General features: G+C 70.3%; 13 protein-coding genes and 2 tRNA genes. 4 read left to right on the top strand and 11 right to left on the bottom strand.

Annotated features, from left to right (window positions below; all coding sequences use genetic code 11):
• Positions 1-7 precede the first annotated feature (7 nt).
• From AQJ27_RS33880 to AQJ27_RS33855, 6 genes are all read right to left on the bottom strand, one after another.
• A complete protein-coding gene (locus tag AQJ27_RS33880) occupies positions 8-1,624 on the bottom strand; it encodes a sensor histidine kinase (protein ID WP_067376983.1) in 1,617 nt (538 codons plus the stop codon).
• The gene (locus AQJ27_RS33875; RefSeq protein WP_054235077.1) at positions 1,621-2,361 is read right to left on the bottom strand and encodes a response regulator transcription factor; all 741 of its coding nucleotides are present in this window, start codon (positions 2,359-2,361) and stop codon (positions 1,621-1,623) included. Before AQJ27_RS33875 ends, AQJ27_RS33880 begins: the two co-directional genes overlap by 4 nt.
• Positions 2,362-2,543: 182 nt before the next feature.
• Positions 2,544-3,467, bottom strand: a complete 924-nt coding sequence (locus AQJ27_RS33870) for an amidohydrolase family protein (RefSeq protein ID WP_067376980.1) — start codon at positions 3,465-3,467, stop codon at positions 2,544-2,546.
• Between the two features lie 55 nt (positions 3,468-3,522).
• Positions 3,523-3,876 (bottom strand): antibiotic biosynthesis monooxygenase family protein, encoded by a 354-nt coding sequence (locus AQJ27_RS33865; protein ID WP_067376977.1) that lies wholly within the window; start codon positions 3,874-3,876, stop codon positions 3,523-3,525.
• Positions 3,877-3,989: 113 nt separating this feature from the next.
• The gene (locus tag AQJ27_RS33860) at positions 3,990-4,859 is read right to left on the bottom strand and encodes a DUF2797 domain-containing protein (RefSeq protein ID WP_067376974.1); all 870 of its coding nucleotides are present in this window, start codon (positions 4,857-4,859) and stop codon (positions 3,990-3,992) included.
• A gap of 91 nt (positions 4,860-4,950) precedes the next feature.
• Complete coding sequence (locus AQJ27_RS33855; protein WP_067376971.1) at positions 4,951-5,319, bottom strand: HGxxPAAW family protein; 369 nt, start codon at positions 5,317-5,319, stop codon at positions 4,951-4,953.
• Between the two features lie 111 nt (positions 5,320-5,430).
• On the opposite strand from AQJ27_RS33855, the gene AQJ27_RS33850 reads away from it, so the two are divergent.
• Positions 5,431-5,910 carry a MarR family winged helix-turn-helix transcriptional regulator gene (locus AQJ27_RS33850; RefSeq protein ID WP_425275245.1) on the top strand — a complete coding sequence of 160 codons (480 nt, stop codon included), beginning with the start codon at positions 5,431-5,433 and terminating at the stop codon, positions 5,908-5,910.
• A 261-nt stretch (positions 5,911-6,171) separates the two neighbouring features.
• Here the strand turns inward: AQJ27_RS33850 and AQJ27_RS33845 are convergent, their stop codons facing one another.
• Positions 6,172-7,029 (bottom strand): BRO-N domain-containing protein, encoded by an 858-nt coding sequence (locus AQJ27_RS33845; protein WP_067376965.1) that lies wholly within the window; start codon positions 7,027-7,029, stop codon positions 6,172-6,174.
• A gap of 335 nt (positions 7,030-7,364) precedes the next feature.
• Between AQJ27_RS33845 and AQJ27_RS33840 the strand changes: the two genes are divergently transcribed.
• Complete coding sequence (locus AQJ27_RS33840; protein ID WP_067376962.1) at positions 7,365-8,027, top strand: hypothetical protein; 663 nt, start codon at positions 7,365-7,367, stop codon at positions 8,025-8,027.
• A 271-nt stretch (positions 8,028-8,298) separates the two neighbouring features.
• Here the strand turns inward: AQJ27_RS33840 and AQJ27_RS33835 are convergent, their stop codons facing one another.
• The 4 genes from AQJ27_RS33835 to AQJ27_RS33820 all read right to left on the bottom strand — a co-directional run bounded on the left by AQJ27_RS33835 (position 8,299) and on the right by AQJ27_RS33820 (position 11,151).
• A complete protein-coding gene (locus AQJ27_RS33835; RefSeq protein ID WP_079065438.1) occupies positions 8,299-9,279 on the bottom strand; it encodes a calcium-binding protein in 981 nt (326 codons plus the stop codon).
• A 1,024-nt stretch (positions 9,280-10,303) separates the two neighbouring features.
• Entirely contained in the window at positions 10,304-10,675 is a 372-nt protein-coding gene (locus AQJ27_RS33830) for a VOC family protein (protein ID WP_067376956.1), read from the bottom strand.
• A 118-nt stretch (positions 10,676-10,793) separates the two neighbouring features.
• A tRNA-Arg gene (locus AQJ27_RS33825) sits at positions 10,794-10,866 on the bottom strand.
• Between the two features lie 194 nt (positions 10,867-11,060).
• Positions 11,061-11,151, bottom strand: a tRNA-Ser gene (locus AQJ27_RS33820).
• Positions 11,152-11,410: 259 nt separating this feature from the next.
• Between AQJ27_RS33820 and AQJ27_RS33815 the strand changes: the two genes are divergently transcribed.
• Entirely contained in the window at positions 11,411-11,908 is a 498-nt protein-coding gene (locus tag AQJ27_RS33815; RefSeq protein WP_067376954.1) for an SSI family serine proteinase inhibitor, read from the top strand.
• A gap of 202 nt (positions 11,909-12,110) precedes the next feature.
• Complete coding sequence (locus AQJ27_RS33810) at positions 12,111-16,235, top strand: hybrid sensor histidine kinase/response regulator (protein ID WP_067376951.1); 4,125 nt, start codon at positions 12,111-12,113, stop codon at positions 16,233-16,235.
• The last annotated feature ends 12 nt before the right edge of the window (positions 16,236-16,247 follow it).

Raw genomic sequence — 16,247 nt, 5'->3', positions numbered from 1 at the left:
ACTCTCGTCAAACGCCCTGTTGCACCCATGTGGTGGCGCTGTGCTGTGCCTGTGAGAACAGTTGCGCCTTTGTTTCCACGAACGGATCGACGGCGATCGCGGGCAAATGAAGGGTGAACACCGTCCGTCCGGGCATGCTGTCCACGGTGACGGCACCGCCGTGCGCGGCGGCGACGGCCTGCACGATGGCCAGTCCCAGGCCCGTCGAGCCGGAGGACCGGGAACGCGAGGAATCACCGCGTGCGAAGCGTTCGAAGACGCGCGGAAGCAGGTCGGGCGGGATGCCGGGCCCGTCGTCCTGGACGTCCACGCACAGCCACGGTCCGTGCCGGTGCACACGTGCGGTGACGGTCGTACCGGGCGGGGTGTGCGTTCTGGCGTTCGCGAACAGATTGACCATGACCTGCTGCAGCCGTGCGGCGTCCGCGAGGACCAGCGCGGGCTCCTCCGGCAGTTCGAGCCGCCAGTTGTGGTCGCGTCCGGCCGCCCGGGCGTCGCTCACGGCGTCGATGACGAGCGGTACGAGATCGGTCTGGTCGTACTGGAGCGGGCGTCCGGCGTCCAGCCGCGCGAGCAGCAGCAGGTCCTCGACGAGCAGGGTCATGCGCCCGGCCTCGGACTCGATCCGGCCGAGGGCGTGCCGGGTGTCGGGCCCGGTCTCCTCGCGGCCGCGTCTGGTCAGCTCGGCATAACCGCGGATCGACGCCAGCGGTGTACGCAGCTCATGACTGGCGTCCGCGACGAACTGCCGTACGCGCATCTCGCTCTGCTGGCGTGCGTGCAGGGCGCTGTGGATGTGGTCGAGCATGCGGTTGAGCGCGGCGCCGACCTGGCCGACCTCGGTGTGCGGGTCGGCCTCGGACTCCGGCACCCGCTCGTAGAGGGTGACCTCACCCGTGTGCAGGGGGAGTTCGGAGACACGGGTGGCGGTGGAGGCGACCTTGCGCAGGGGGCGCAGGGCGAGCCCGACGAGGACGCTGCCTGCGATACCGGCGGCGATGAGACCGGCGGCGGTGACGCTGACCTCGACCCAGATGAGGGTGTTGATGGTGTTGGTGACGGAAGTCGTCGGGATGGCGACGTAGTAGGCGCCCCTGGGGCCTTCCTGGTACGTGACGCGGTACTCGCCGAGGCCGGGGATGTCGACGCTGTGCACGCCGGTCTTCGACACGGAGCCGAGCGCGGCCAACTGGGCCTGGTTGAGCTTGTTGGTCACCATGTCCGGGACGCGGACCGTGGTGGTGCTCGGCCCCGCCTTGGAGATGACCCCCTCGGTGATCCTGCCGTTCTTCACGACGGCGGCGATGGTGTTCTCTTGGTTCGGCCCACGCTTGAGGAAGGTGAAGGTGTCGTTCTGCAGGCCGCCATTGGCCTGGTTCTGCGTGTTGTTCGGCGGTAGGCCACCCGGCTTGTCCGGGCCACCGCCGGTCGCCCGCCCGACGGTCTCGCCCAGCGTTACGTCCAGCTGCCCATACAAGTGATCCCGGAGCGCGAGGGTCGTCACGGTACCGATCACCGCACACACCACCGCGATCAGCGTCACCGCGGAGACGACGAGCCGCGTCCGCAGCGTGCGCGGCTGTCGTCCTCGCCCCTGCTTACGCGGCCGTCGTCGCCCGCTCATGACGCCGCGGGCTTGATCAGGTAACCGGCCCCACGCCTGGTGTGGATCATCGGCTCACGTCCGGCGTCGATCTTGCGGCGCAGGTAAGAGATGTAGAGCTCGACGACGTTGGCCTGGCCGCCGAAGTCGTACGACCACACGCGGTCGAGTATCTGTGCCTTGCTGAGTACACGTCGGGGGTTACGCATGAGGAACCGCAGAAGTTCGAACTCGGTCGCGGTGAGGTGAATGTTCTCCCCGGCACGCGAGACCTCGTGGCTGTCCTCGTCGAGAGTGAGGTCGCCGACGACGAGCACGGAGTCGGAACGCCGGTCGGCGGCACCGGAACGGCGGATCAGTCCGCGCAGCCGGGCCACGACCTCCTCGAGGCTGAAGGGCTTGGTGACATAGTCGTCGCCACCGGCCGTCAGCCCCGCGATGCGGTCCTCGACGGCGTCCTTGGCCGTGAGGAAGAGGACGGGCACGTCGGGCAGATCGCGGCGCAGGCGCCCCAGGACCGCGAGGCCGTCCATGTCCGGCAGCATCATGTCGAGGACAACGGCGTCGGGCCGAAACTCGCGCGCGGTCTGCACCGCACCCTGTCCGTCACCCGCGCTGCGGATCTGCCAGCCTTCGTAGCGAAGGGCCATGGAGAGCAGCTCGGTGATCGACAGCTCGTCGTCCACTACCAGCACTCGGACGGGGCTCCCGTCCGGCCTCAGCAGTTCGGTGCGCCCCTGGGGCGAGGTCGTGGTCATAGCGGACACCTTGTCGGGGTCCTCTGAGAACGCGCTTTCGGGAACCTGTGATTTTCCTGAGAAACACACAGGAGCCTCTCAGGGAACTCCTGGGAAGATCACGAAGTTCCCGAGGGGCGTTCCGGGGCGCCCCGTTCAGGGATTGATCGGGCGTCCGCTCAGGGACTGACTAGGCGTCCCGCTCAGGGACTGATCGCGAAGAGACGAGCGCCGTTCTCGTAGCAGACGGCCCTCAGCCAGTCGTCCCCCAGCCCGAGCCGTTCGAGGGCGTGCAGCTGGTGGACGTACGGGTAGGGGATGTTCGGGAAGTCGGTCCCCAGCAAGACCCGGTCACCGAGGGCGACGAGTCGGGTCCTGGCCTCGCGCGGAAACGGCGCGAACCGCTCGCTGAAGTCCGTGAACGCCATCGTCGTGTCCAGCCGCACCTCCCCGTAGCGCTCCGCGAGGGCGAGGAAGTCCTCGTACTCGGGCATCCCCATGTGCGCCACGATCAGCCGCAGTCGGGGATGCCGGGCGAGGACGCGGGCGACCGGCTCGGGCCCGGTGTGTTTGCCGGGCGCGGGACCGGACCCGCAGTGGATCACGACAGGGACCCCGGCCTCGGCGAGCAGCCCCCAGGTGGAGTCGAGGAGTCGATCACTCGGGTCGTACGCCCCCACCTGGACGTGCGCCTTGAAGACGCGAGCCCCTTGCTCCAGGGCCTCCCGCACATACCCCTCGACGCCCGGCTCGGGGAACAGGGTCGCGGTGTGCAGACAGTCGGGCGTCCGGCGGGCGAAGTCGACGGCCCAGGAGTTCAGCCACTGCGCCATGCCGGCCTTGTGCGGGTAGAGCATCGCGGTGAAGGCCCGTACTCCGAACTCCCGGATCACCGCGAGACGTTCGCTCTCCTCCGCGCGGTAGGTGATGGGCCACTCGACGCCGCCGGTCAGCGGCCCTAGCGCGTCGAAGTAGTCCCACACCTTGTGCAGGACGCGCTCGGGCATGAAGTGCGTGTGGACATCGACGAGCCCCGGCAGCCCCAGCCGCTCCCAGAACCGCCGTACGTCCTCCCCGCCTGACCCGCCAGACCCGTCAGACCCGTCAGACCCGTCAGTCGCCCGCACGCTTACTCCCGCCACTCCGACCTACCTCCGTGCCCTGCTGAGTCCGATGCTCTGCTCAGTCCCCTGGAGTCCGCTCGAACTCATGGCTCCGCTCGACCCTGGCGATGTGCAGCGTGTAGCGCTCGTACCACTCGGCGCGGCCGCGCCGCTGCGCCGTGCGGTGCTCGGCATGTCCGCTCCACTCCCTGATCGCGTCCGCGTCCCGGAAGTACCCGACGGTGATCGACAGCCCGCCCGGCGTGTGCGCCTGATCCATGCCGAGGTAGCCCGGGATGTCCTTCACCAGCTCCTCCATGCGCTCGGCGGTCTCTCCGTACCCTCCGTCGTCGTCGGTCCTGACGGAGGTGAACACGGCGGCGTAGTAGGGGGGTTCATGGGCTGCGACAGGTGTAATGGAGTGATCGCTCATGTCAGCCACTGTCGGGCCACGTGTCCTCACTCGTCCAGGCCCTTTCCGAACGGGATCCAAGAGGGATCCAACTCTTGACCTTCGGAGAACGGCATCCACTCGGACCCGGGCATTCAGAAGAGTCCGTCCTGCCTCATGCTCCTGTCCTCCCACTCCCTTACGGGAACCGTCAGTTGCTCACCCCTGACCGCGGTCAGCTCCCACCCGGTCATGAGCCGCGTATCGACCACGACGACCCCACGCCCGGTCGCCAGGTGCAGATCGGGCCCGGCCGCGGCGAGCAGCTCCCCGCTCACCACACCGCCCGCGACCAGCTCGCTCACGACACCGACGGCGGGCGGGAGCCCTTCGAGCCCGAACACCTCGGTGTGATCGACGGCCTGGAAGGGCGCCCGCTCCAGGGACTCGGGCCAGCCTTCGAGCTCCATGACCCGCGCATGCAGCTCCCGGATCTCCTCGAGCCGCTCGCCCGGCCCCGGCAACGCGGCCCGCACCGCCCTCTTCTCGGCGTACGGGATCCGGTCCGGCACCCGGAGCGCCGCCCGCAGCAGCTCCTCGGTCCGCCGCGCCGCCATCAACGGCCCCTGCCCCAGCCAGCTGAAGACGACGGCCCCCTGTTCCAGCAGCCGAGCCGAGCCGCGCGCGGCCCCGGTGATCCCGACCTTGACCATGCCGGGCCCGAACCACGCGAGGTACACGCGGTACGGCCGCGGGTCGTCGGCCATCGTGTCGGCGGCCACGGAGTGCGCGCGGTCCAGCCGCGCGCACTCCTCACAACGGGCCCCCGCACTCCGCCCCGACACCACCGCCCGCACCGGACACGCGTTCCCCCGCGCGCCCACACACGTCCGTACGCCCTCGTCCACCACCCCAAAGGCCACCCGCTTCCCCCAGGACAGCGCACTGCCCCGCCCGCCGCCCCACATCAGCACGGGGCCGTCCGCCGACCACCGCAGACCCGAACATCTCCACGTCTGTGCCATCACTCACGAGCGTAGGCGTTGCCACCGACAACGGGGCCGGCGATCAAGCCGCCTCTGCCCGGGCAGCCGTTGAGGTGACGGACTCGGCTGTTCAGGTGACGGACTCGGTCACGGGTTCACCACTCGCCGGCCTTCCGCCGACAGCCACGTCCGACCTGGTCGCGGACCGCCCACGCCCCGCCAGCCGGCACCCCACACACCCGGGGTGCCCCTCCCGCGCGCCGAGGTCCCTGACCCGCAGTCCCCACTCCGAGGTCGGCCGCCGCCCGGGCGGCTTGCCCCACCCGGCGAGATGGAGCACCCAGGTGACCAGCACGCTCACGGCCACGACCGCCAGGCCGCCCCATTCGCCGAGGGCGTTGTCGGTGCAGACCCCCAGCCCGATGCCCACCACCCCCACGGTGGCGATCCCGAATCCGGTCCAGCCCGCGAGGGTGTGCCCCTCGTCATGCTTGCTCACGTATTGCCTCCCTCTGTCCGAACAGCGGAGTTTCGTGACGTGAGGGACTAGAATCCCTCATACGCTAAGAAATCTACCCCAGAAACATCTCACGCACTAAGGGAAATGCCCATGCAGCAGGGCACGCCGCGCCCACCCGCGACTCCGGCCCAGGCGCTGAGCGCGATGGACCACCTCATCGCGACGGGCATGATCGGCCAGCAGGAGATGGCCCAGCGGCTGAACCTGAACGTCACCGACCTCACGTGCTTCGGCTTCGTCCTGGAGGCGGGCGACACGCTGCTCACGGCCGGCGACCTCGCGGAGCGGGCCCACGTCACGACGGGCGCCGTCACGGGGATCCTCAACCGCCTCGAACGCGCCGACTACGTCACCCGCCGTCCCGACCCCGACGACCGCCGCCGTGTCCGCGTGGCCGCGAACCCGGACGCGGTCGCCCGCGTCAAGGCCCTCTACGAGCCGCACCACACCCGCGTCACCGAACTCTTCTCCGACTACTCTCCCGCCGAAATCGCGGTCCTGTACGACTGGTTCACCCGTACGGGAAGGCTGATGGGCGAATACCTGGAGGAGCTGCGGAAGGGTGACTGACCTGGCGCGCCTTCACCTAACGTGGAGAGGGCCCGAAGCCGCAAGTATGGGATGCGACTTCGGGCCCTTCTGCTTCCTCCGGCGTCCTTCGACATGCTTGGGGGCACCCTTCGACGCCCTTCGGCGCTCCCTTGCCCCCTGGCGCCCTCCCGGCGCCCCCCTACAGCACGTACACCGGCGCCCCGTCCGCCGCGCACCCGCTCTGCTACATGCATCCGCGCTTGAGCAGCGTCCTCACCTTGTCGTGCACGCGCTCCACCGTCAGCCCGGTTCGCCCGGCGGCTTCCGGCTCCCGCCGCCCGCCCCCATCCGCCCCGCGATCCGGTCCAACGACTCGGCCATGCGCCCCAGAGCCGCCGCCATCGCGTCCTGGCTCCGGGCGATCATCTCCTGGCTGCGAGCGATCACCTCCTGACTCCGAAAGATCATTTCCTGGCTGCGTGCCATCGCGTCCTGGTTCCGGGCCATGGCGCTCCGGTCACCGTTCGACTCCCGCAACAGCTGATTCCGCTCAGCCATCAACTGCTCCCGCTGAGCCGCCAGCCGATTACCCTCAGCCATCAGGGCATTGCGCTCGGCCAGCAATTCGTTCCGCGCCGCCGCCCGCGCCGCGAACTCCTCGTCCGCCCGAAAGTTCCGCTCCTCGAGCCGCACGATGGCATCGGCGACCTGCTGGGGCACGACGTAGGCGACGCCACCGCCGGAGGCGGGCTGTACGGGGGCCTGCTCGAGTTCGTAGCAGCCGTCGCGCTGGATGGTCACGACGACCTCGGCCACCCAGGCCTTGAAGGGCTCGCACTCGGACTTGGTACACCCGTTGACCAGTCTGATGAGCCCCTGCAGATTCACCATCTTCATCGACTTCTTGAGCCCGTGACCTGCAATCTTGCTCAATGCGTCTACTCCATAGACGCTTCGTGCAAGATCCGCGAGGCGCTGTTGGCAGTCTTCCGCGACATGCCAGAGAAGGGCTTGGCGGGTGTTGGTGTAGCCGAGCTCCTTGGCCACGTCCGCCGCCGGGAACCAGTGCTCCCCCTCAGCCAGCGTCAGCCTCCGCACCCGCGCCCCCGTCGCCGCGAACACGAAGTCGTTGACGTCGATCGCGTCCTGCTCGTACATCGAGCATCACCTCCACGCCGGAAAATAGGCGAGGAAGCATGCAACTCCCGTAGAAATCAATGACGTTCACTCGATAGGCGACAGCAGGATCGATTCCCCGCAAGCACCCCCATCGGAAGCCCTCCGCGGCGACGGTGTGCGGGCCGGGGATTGTGCTCGGACCAACGGCATCGGTCAAGTCCCGACTTCTCGCGTCACGTGATGCAGGGGCATGACCCGATTCAAAGGACCGGGCCTAATGGACACATGCGATGCACGGCCGGAAACCCGTAAGCCGCGGACCATTCGTCAACCTACTGTCCCCCCTCCCCCACTTCCACGGGATGTGAATTTCCATGACTCGCCGTTCCCATTTCCAGCGCCTTCTGCTGCTCGCCGCCTCGACCACCGTGATCGCCGGAGGCGCGGTGTTGCCCGGCAGCGCGATGGCCGCCACGGCGGCGCCGCACACGGCCGCCGTCACCACGGTCGCCTCCGATCACGACGCTCACCGTCAGCACGGCAGCCCCGCCTCCGCCAGGCAATGGGTGGAGACCACCGACGCCGCGAGCGGCATCAAGTTCCGGCTCCCCGGAAAGCCCAAGGTCATGCAGTTCACCCAGGACGTGGACGGAATGAACGGTCGCCTTTACAAGGTGAAGACCGAGAACGGGGTCATCGTCTTCGCGGTCTTCGACCTGCCCTGCGCCCAGGGAGAGCTCAACGACGCTCTTCGGGGCTTGGTGGACGGCTACAACGCGGCCACCCAGTCCTCCCAGCACAAGCTCTCCAGCACCGACGTCCACAAGATCAAGGTCCACGGCCGGCCGGGCCTCGACGCGCGTCTCTCCGCCCCTGACGGCGCTGCGGGCTCCGCCCGCCTCATCGCCGGCGACTCCCACTTCATCCAGATCATCTCTCTCAGCCCGAAGGGGAAGGAGAAGCCCATGAGTGAGACGTACCGGCAGCTCCTCGCGAGCGTCCACGACCCGCACGCCCACGCCACCCATACCGGCTGACACCCACAAGAGCGAGCGCTCCGACAACGAAGGAACCCACAGCCCCATATTCCCCGAACGCCAGAGGCCCCGGATCCCTCCGGGGCCTCTGGACGCATTCCGAGATCCTCATGGTACGGATAGAGAATTCGACGTCCGAGTCCATGGAATTCGACGTCCACGTCCATGAAATTCACGGCCATCAGCTTCCCGGACTTCGCCGTCGAATCCTGCGAAGCGAAGGAATCCGGCAGGGCTGAACGATATCCGGACCGTGTTCATGCGGTGTGCGCTAGGGGTTGCATTGGGTGACGCCTGCACCGGTGGAGGGGTGGACGCAGAAATCGATGCCGGGCCCACCGTTGTTGGTGTTCGTGCCGGGTCCGCCGTCGAGGGCGTCGTTGCCGTTCTGGCCGAGGAGGGTGTCGTTTCCGGCGGCGCCTTGGAGGACGTCGTTGCCGTTGCCGCCCTCGATGCGGTCGTTGCCGTCGGCCCCGGCAAGGACGTCGCTGCCGTCACCGCCGCACAGCAGGTCGTCGCCGCCGCGCCCGTCGATGGTGTCGCCGCCGCCGAGCCCGAAGATCGCGTCTCGTGCCTGGGTACCGACCAGGATGTTGGGGCGGTCGTTGCCGGTGATGACGTTGAAGCCTTGGGTCCGCAGGTCGGCGGTGCTGGTGGCGCAGGTGGGGGGAGCGGGGGGCTGCACGATGAGTGTGAACTGCCGTGAGGCCGCGGGCACGTTCGGGTTGGGGTCGGTGGCCGTGACGGTGAACGTGAACGTGCCATTCGTGGTGGGAGTGCCGGAGATCTCTCCGCTGTCCGGGTCGAGGCTCAGGCCGGGGGGCAGGGAGCCGTCGGTAACCGCGAAGGTGGGGTTCCCGGTGCCGCCGGTGGTCTGCAGGGTGGTGGAGTAGGCGACGTTCTGGGTTGCGTCGGGCAGCGGGCTTACCGTGCTGAAGGCCAGGTCCTGGACCGTGTAGGTGATGGTCACCCGACCGTTCGCGTCAGGGGTTCCAACCGGCGAGGTGGAGTACGCGGTGCTGGTGCCCGTCGGGGTGGCGAAACTGCTGCCTCCACCGCCGCTCCCTCCACCAGCGGCACCCAGGATGGTGGCCGAAGCGCCCCCTCCACCACCGCCGAAGTAACCGCCTCCGCCACCTCCGCCACCGGCAACCACAAGACCGGGGCCACAGCCGGAGTAGTTGCCGCCCGAGCCCCCGGCGCCGACCGTGGCGGCGGAGAAACCACCCCCTGTGCCGCCGGCCTGCGCCATACACGGCGGGGCGACACCTCCCGCACCTCCTGCGCCTCCTGCGCTGGTGGTACCCCCGCTACCGCCGCCTCCAGGGGAACCGCCGACAGTTCCTCCCGGGTCGCCGGCAGTGCCATTCGGGGTGCCGCCGTTACCCCCGTTGGAAGGGAAATTACGTCCCCCGGTACCGCCGCCCCCGCCCGCCACCACGAGCAGGCTGCCGCCCGTCGACACACTTGACGCCCCACCCCCACCCGAACCGTTGGAGATTGGAGTGGTAGGTCCCGCTCCACCCGACGCTCCGCCGTTGAACCCGCCGGCGGCACCCACGTTGGCACTGCAGCCCCTGCCGCCGGCGCCACCCACATTCACAGTGACGGGCGTCGGGGTTGCGGAGGCCGGGAGAGTGGTGACCACCCGCGCCCCTGCACCGCCCGTTCCACCATTGACGCAAGAGCCGTTGCGGGTGCTGCCACCGCCTGCGCCGTCCGCGGTGATCGTTACCGCCGTGTCGGCCGGAACGGTGAAGCTCTGCGGGGCACCCGTGAAGGTGAAAGTCTCGGTAAGGGGAACTGCACGGGACGACGACTTGACCGCCGTAGCCGCCGTAGCCGGAACCAGCCCAAGACCGGACAGGACCAAGCACAGGGCCGTCGCAGTGCCTGCGCCATTCCACCGCCCGCCGCCGAGCCGCCCCTGGTGAGGCACTGATCGCACGATCAGAGCCGGTTTCCGTGCGTGCCGATTGTCCACCGATCTCTCCCGAGGCTTTTGAAACGATGCCCGCGCTCGATCAGCAGCAGGCCTGCACCTCCCTATCCGGCGGCGCACAAGCGCACCGTACACAACAAAATGACAAATAGGACGAATTGCCCTCTATGCGCGAACGGGTGTCCCGGGTTGGCACGACTTCGCAGCCCGATACCGGAACCGGATGGAGGGCCCGGAAGGAATCGCGTACGACGAATGGGAGCGCGGAACGTGGAACTTCCAGCCGTGGCATGAAGGGCCGGAACACACGCAGCGTGCTCACCACCGGCGAGGGCTATCCGATGAGGGTCTCCTTCGGACGGACCACGCAGAACTCGTTCCCCTCCGGATCGACCAGCACGGTCCACGATTCGTCACCGCTCTGCCCGACGTCCGCTCTGCGAGCGCCGAGGGCAAGGATGCGCTCGATCTCGGCCTCCCGGTCCTCCGCCGTGGAGGTGAGATCGAGGTGCAGGCGGTTCTTGACGACCTTGCGGTCGGTCACCGGCATGAAGCAGATTCCCACCGGGGCCGTCTCGTCCGGCCCGATCACGACCTCCCGCTCCCGCTCGGACAGGATCCGCCAGCGCAGCACCTCGGCCCAGAACCGGGCCAGGGCGGGCAGGTCGTGGGCGTCGATGACGATGTGATGCAGCGAGACAGGCATGCCGAACAGTGTTCCCTTTGAGCTCATGGACCGAACAGAAGCGGTCGCCGTCAAACACTGCCGTCAAGGCAAAAGCCAGAGGCCCCGTGGATCACTCCACGGGGCCTCTGGTCTGGTGTGCACTCGGCAGGATTCGAACCTGCAACCTTCTGATCCGTAGTCAGATGCTCTATCCGTTAAGCTACGAGTGCTTGTTCTGTTGTTTCCTGCTTCGTCCCGCTTCCCGGGCTTTCGGCCCGCTCGCGGCGACAGGAAGAACATTACATGACTGCCGCCGCCATGTGAAATCCGTTTGCCGCACCCCTTGTGAGCTGGGCAAACGCGCTCCAGAGGGACTCAACGCCGAAGCCCCGGTCCAGGTGGACCGGGGCTTCGGATCTTGGTGCGGAGGCGGAGGGATTTGAACCCTCGATGGGCTTTAAGGCCCAAACCGCATTAGCAGTGCGGCGCCATAGACCGGACTAGGCGACGCCTCCCGCACAACCGCCCACGCGAGCGCGAGTGGTGCGTGCAGATGATGACACAGCCGGGTGGGGTGTCACCAATCGGCTCCCACGGTACTAGGCAGTCGGGCCACAGAGCAAAGTCCCGAGGAGCCGGTGAGCCGGAGAGCGGGAGAACGGGAGAGACGGGAGAGACGGGAGAGCCAGTGAGCCGGAGAGCCGAGCCTCTGAGAGCGCGGGGGCGGGCGTCGGCCGCGCGCAACCGCTCGGGGGCCCTCGCGTTAGTCAGGTCATGTTGCGTCGTCTCGTCCTCACCGCCGCCGCGTCCGTCGCGGCACTGTCCGCCGTACCCGCCTTGCCCGCCGTCGCCCAGGCCGGAGCCGCCCGCGAGGAACCGGCCTCCCCGAGCCTGAGGCCTCCGCCGGCCCGCGGCGAGGATTCCGGGGACCGGCTGACCGTGACCGTCCAGCACACGGAAGGCGGCGACGGGACGTACGAACTGCGATGTCATCCCGATGGCGGCAGTCACCCCGACGTGGGCAAGGCGTGCGCGACGCTGGACCGGCGAACCACCTGGGGCAAGGACCCCTTCGCCCCCGTGGCGCCCGGCACGATGTGCACGATGATGTACGGCGGTCCGGCCACCGCCCATGTGACCGGGACCTGGGCCGGGCGGCCCGTCGACGCGCGTTTCGACCGGGCGGACGGCTGCCAGATCGCACGCTGGGACGCCCTCGTCCCCCTGCTCCCCGGCTCCGCCCACAGCCGCGACACGGCTCGGTCATGGTGACGCCATGGTTCGGCGAGGTAGGCAGGGAAGGGATGAAATGCGCGGTCACAGGTTCTTCCGTTCTTCTGCGTGCGACCTCCCTCTCATCCGGCGCCGCGAGCGCAACCTCTGCCCGTAGACTCCCTCGCGTGACACGCTGCGGGCAGGTTGGCAAGATGGCCCTCGCGGTCGGCAAGGTGCGGTAACAGGGAGGAAGCGTCTCGTGAGCAGCAGGCCATCCCGAGGCGCTGCTCGCCTCGCAGCCATACTGGACGCGCTGCCCGATGCGTTGGTGCTGGTCAACGCCAATGGCACGGTCGTCAACGCCAACACCATCGCCCTGGAGGCCTTCGAGGCCCCGGGTACGGCTCTGGTGGGCCGGGGGCTGCTCGATCTGCTGCCGCAGTTCGACTCCCGGCTGATCCCCGGGTCCATGCGGCGGCCCGAGACGATCGACCAGAGCGGGCGGACCAAGCCGACCAGGATGATCGCGCGGCGGACCGACGGCAGCGAGTTCCCGGTCGAGGTCACCAGCGCGAACCTGGAGAACGGCCAGCAGGCCTACGACAGTTACGGTCCCGCCCCTGACGAGCTGCTCATGCTCGTCGTACGCGATCTGTCGGGCACCGTCGACACCGAGGCCGAACTCGCGCGTTCGCAACGACAGACCGAGATGATCCTGCGCGCGGCGGCCGAGGGTGTCGTGGGCACGGACACGGAGGGGCGGGTCGTCCTCGTCAATCCGGCGGCCGCTCAGATACTGGGTTATCGGGCCAGTGATCTCGGCGGGCAGGACCTGCACGCCCTCATCCTTCACTCGCGCGCGGACGGCGAGTCCTTCGCGTACGAGGAGTCCCCGCTCGCCGACACCCTGCGCTCCGGGCGCAAGCACCGGGTGCGCGGGCAGGTGCTGTGGTCCAAGTCCGGGGACAAGGTGCCGGTCGACCTGACGACCGCTCCGGTGCGTGACGGGGACCAGCTCGTCGGCGCCGTGATGACCTTCACCGACCGACGGCCGTACGACAGCCTCGTCGAGGAGAAGGACGCCGAGGCCACCCAGCACGCGGAGGAGATCGAGCGGTTCCGCGAGGAGCACGCGGCGGAGCTGGCGGCGCTGCGCGAGCGGCACGCCGCCGAGCTCGCCGAGGTGAGCGAGCGCCACGAGGAGGAACTCGCCGCGGGTGACGAGCGGTACGCGGCGCTCGGTGAGCGTGAGAAGGACCGCTACGAGGCACTGACCGCCCGGCACGATCAGCTCCTCTCGGTGCTCGGCCAGTCCCTGCGCGGGCCCCTGGACCAGCTGCGCGGTGAGCTCTCCAAGCTCGCCGCCGACGACGCCGGCCAGCTGTGGCCCGAGGCCAACCAGGTACTCCACCACCTCGCGGCGGGCTACTCGCGGATCACGACCCTCGTCGACAACGTGCTCGGCTATCAGCGGCTGGACGCGGGGGCCGAGCAGATCGTCCGTACGAACGTGATGCTGGACGCGGTCGTCGCGGCCGGTGTCGACGGAGCCGTCGAACTGATCGGGCCCGGGCGTGTGCAGTTCGCCGTGCACGCGCCGCCCATCGAGGCTGAGGTCGACCCGCAGCGGCTCGCGCAGGCGCTGGCGCACCTCATCGCGGACGTGGCCGGCGTCGACGCGACCGGCAACGCGCCGGTGTCCGCGGGCGGCTACATGGACAACACCGTCGTCGTGGCGGCGGCGCAGCGCGGCGAGGTCGTACGGATCGAGGTGCGCGGCCCGTACAGCGGGGGAGACCCGGTGCACGAGCCGATCGTGCGCGGGATCGTGCGCGCGCACGGCGGCGTGCTGCAGACGCACGAGGTGCCGGGGATGAGCGGCAGCGCGTTCGTCCTGGAGGTGCCGATCGGCGACGGGGCCGGAGCGATGGCCCCCCAGGCCCCGGTGTCGACCGGTGCCGAGATCGCCCTTCCCGAGCAGGCCTCGCACCAGAACGGCGGCAACGAGAGCGGTGGCAGGCGGCGGGCCCGGCGGTCCTCCGTGGACGCCTTCCTGGAGAGCGAGGTCGCCCCCGCGGAGCCGGTCACGACCGAGGGCGGTGCGGCCGCTCCCACCGGGCGGCGCAGGCGCCGTACGGCCGCGGAGCAGGAGGCCGCCGAGGTGTCCGTGCCCGCGCAGGCCCAGGGTCCCGGTGATGGCGACGCCGTCGCCACCGGGCGCCGTCGTGGGCGGCCGAGCCCGGTCGAGGGCGCGGACGACGACGCGGCCGAGGGCGTGTCGGAGGGCGCGGTCGTCATGGCGGCCGAGCACGCGGCGGGAACCGCGGCCGTGGGTACCGGACTGGGCGGGACGGTGCCTCCGCAGGGGGTTCCCGTGGCTTCTCCGCAAGGGGCGCCCGTGCCGTCCGGGCGGCGGGCACGGCGCGACGGTGAACAGCACGCGCTGCCGCCCGCGTTGCCCGCGGCTCCCAGCGCCCCGAGCGCGCCCGGTACTCCGGGTGCCCCGGAGGCCGTCCCCGCCGAAGGTGCCGGCGCGCAGCCGACCGGTCGGCGTCGGCGGGCGCTGGCCGCGGCGGCCGAGCGGGCCGCCGCGCAGGAAGGGAGCGCCCGTACCGTGTTCGCGCTTCCGCCCGCGGAAGCGGACCGCTCACCCGAGTACATCCAGGCCGAACAGGCCCAGCAGGCGCAACGAGCCCAGCAGCAGCTCCTGGAGCAGGCGGGCGACGCCGTGGGTGCCGTCGCCGGTCGTGGCCAGGGGGACGAGGGCCGGCACGACGGGATGCCGCGCGACCCGGCCGACGATCACACTCCGCCCCAGCCGCACCCGGTTCCCGCGCCGTCGGGAGTGCGGACCCGCCAGGCACCGGCCCCGGCTCGGCCGGACGCGGCGGCGGTTCCGGCCCAGGGCGTCCCGGTCGCGGCCACCCCGGCGCCCGGAGCCCCGGCACAGGCAGTCCCCGCGCAGGCCCCGGCCCCTTGGCCGGCCCCGAACGCCGACGACACCTCCGGCGCCGGCACGCCTGTACCGCCCGGCGCCCCCGTACCTCCGGGAGCGCCCGTACCGCCCGGCGCCCCCGCCCCGGCGGCGGCCGCCCGTCAGGCCCAGCCGCAACCGCAGGCGCAGACCCCTGCCCCCGGCACCCCTCTCCCGCCGGAGCAGCCCGCGCAGCCGGTGTCCCGGCCGGGGGCTCAGCCGCGGGTCGCCCAGCCACTGCCCGCCGAGGCCGCCGCGCCGATCGACCCCAACTCGACGCAGGGGCGCGCGTTCAGCGTGCGGACGCTCGGGCAGGGCGTGCCCTTCAGCCGTCAGCCGGCGCCGAACCAGCCGGGTGCCGTACCGGCCCAGGCACAGGGCCAGGCACAGCAGACCGCCACGCCTCCCCCGCACCAGACCAACGGCTCCGGCCGCCGCCGCAAGCTCGGCACTCCCCCCGAGCCCGCCGCCGAGCGCCCCGAAGCGACGGCGCGCCCGCATCCGCAGGCCGGGCAGACCGCCACGGCTCCCGGGCCGAGGCTGCCCGGAGCGACCGAGGGTGCCGGTCGGTCGTACGCCATAGGAGCCCCGGACAAGAACGCCGACGAGGGTCCTGAGCCGCTGGACGGTCCCGGTGGCGCGGTCGAGGTCGCCGACCAGCCGCAGCCGCGGCCCGTGGACGACGAGCTGCCCCCGGAGCCGCTGGACAACCCGCGCCGCCTCCTCGTGTGGCCCGCGCCGGACGTGACGACCCAGCAGGCGCTGAGCGACCGCGGCTACCGGCCCGTCATCGTGAACTCGCGCGAGGAGGTGGACGCGCAGATCGCCGCGTTCCCGGCCGCGCTGTTCGTGGACCCGCTGACCGGTCCGATCACCCGCACCGCGCTGCAGTCGCTGCGCCAGGCCGCCGTCGCCGCCGAGGTCCCGGTACTGGTGACGGCGGGACTGGGGCAGGCGACGCGGGAGGCGGCGTACGGCGCCGATCCCGCCGTACTCCTGAAGGCGCTCGCGCCGCGGGACTCCGACCAGCACCCGCCGCGTGTCCTGCTCATCGAGGAGCACGCGGAGATCGCGCTGGCGTTGACCTCGACGCTGGAGCGGCGCGGAATGCAGGTGGCGCGGGCGTCCACGGACGCGGACGCCGTGACGCTGGCCTCTCAGATGCGGCCGAACCTGGTCGTGATGGATCTGATGCAGGTACGGCGTCGGCGCGCCGGGATCGTGGACTGGCTGCGGGCGAACGGGCAGTTGAACCGCACCCCGCTGGTCGTCTACACCGCGGCGGTCGACCAGGCCGAGCTGCCGCGCCTCGCCGCGGGTGAGACGGTCCTGTTCCTCGCCGAGCGGTCGACGAGTGCCGAGGTGCAGGACCGGATCGTGGATCTGCTGGCGCGCATCGGCACGAACTGACCCACTGCGCTT

The organism is Streptomyces olivochromogenes, from assembly GCF_001514115.1.
GTDB lineage: Bacteria > Actinomycetota > Actinomycetes > Streptomycetales > Streptomycetaceae > Streptomyces > Streptomyces olivochromogenes.
This window is presented reverse-complemented; position numbering and strand designations above follow the sequence as displayed.

Bases quoted from the DNA above. Each gene is read 5' to 3' on its own strand.
- AQJ27_RS33835 (WP_079065438.1), bottom strand. From the start codon at position 9,279: ATGGCGCAGGCCGGCGGCACAGGGGGTGGTTTCTCCGCCGCCACGGTC.
- AQJ27_RS33875 (WP_054235077.1), bottom strand. From the start codon at position 2,361: ATGACCACGACCTCGCCCCAGGGGCGCACCGAACTGCTGAGGCCGGAC.
- AQJ27_RS33845 (WP_067376965.1), bottom strand. From the start codon at position 7,029: ATGTACGAGCAGGACGCGATCGACGTCAACGACTTCGTGTTCGCGGCG.
- AQJ27_RS33815 (WP_067376954.1), top strand. From the start codon at position 11,411: ATGTTGCGTCGTCTCGTCCTCACCGCCGCCGCGTCCGTCGCGGCACTG.
- AQJ27_RS33840 (WP_067376962.1), top strand. From the start codon at position 7,365: ATGACTCGCCGTTCCCATTTCCAGCGCCTTCTGCTGCTCGCCGCCTCG.
- AQJ27_RS33865 (WP_067376977.1), bottom strand. From the start codon at position 3,876: ATGAGCGATCACTCCATTACACCTGTCGCAGCCCATGAACCCCCCTAC.
- AQJ27_RS33850 (WP_425275245.1), top strand. From the start codon at position 5,431: ATGCAGCAGGGCACGCCGCGCCCACCCGCGACTCCGGCCCAGGCGCTG.
- AQJ27_RS33860 (WP_067376974.1), bottom strand. From the start codon at position 4,859: ATGGCACAGACGTGGAGATGTTCGGGTCTGCGGTGGTCGGCGGACGGC.
- AQJ27_RS33880 (WP_067376983.1), bottom strand. From the start codon at position 1,624: ATGAGCGGGCGACGACGGCCGCGTAAGCAGGGGCGAGGACGACAGCCG.
- AQJ27_RS33830 (WP_067376956.1), bottom strand. From the start codon at position 10,675: ATGCCTGTCTCGCTGCATCACATCGTCATCGACGCCCACGACCTGCCC.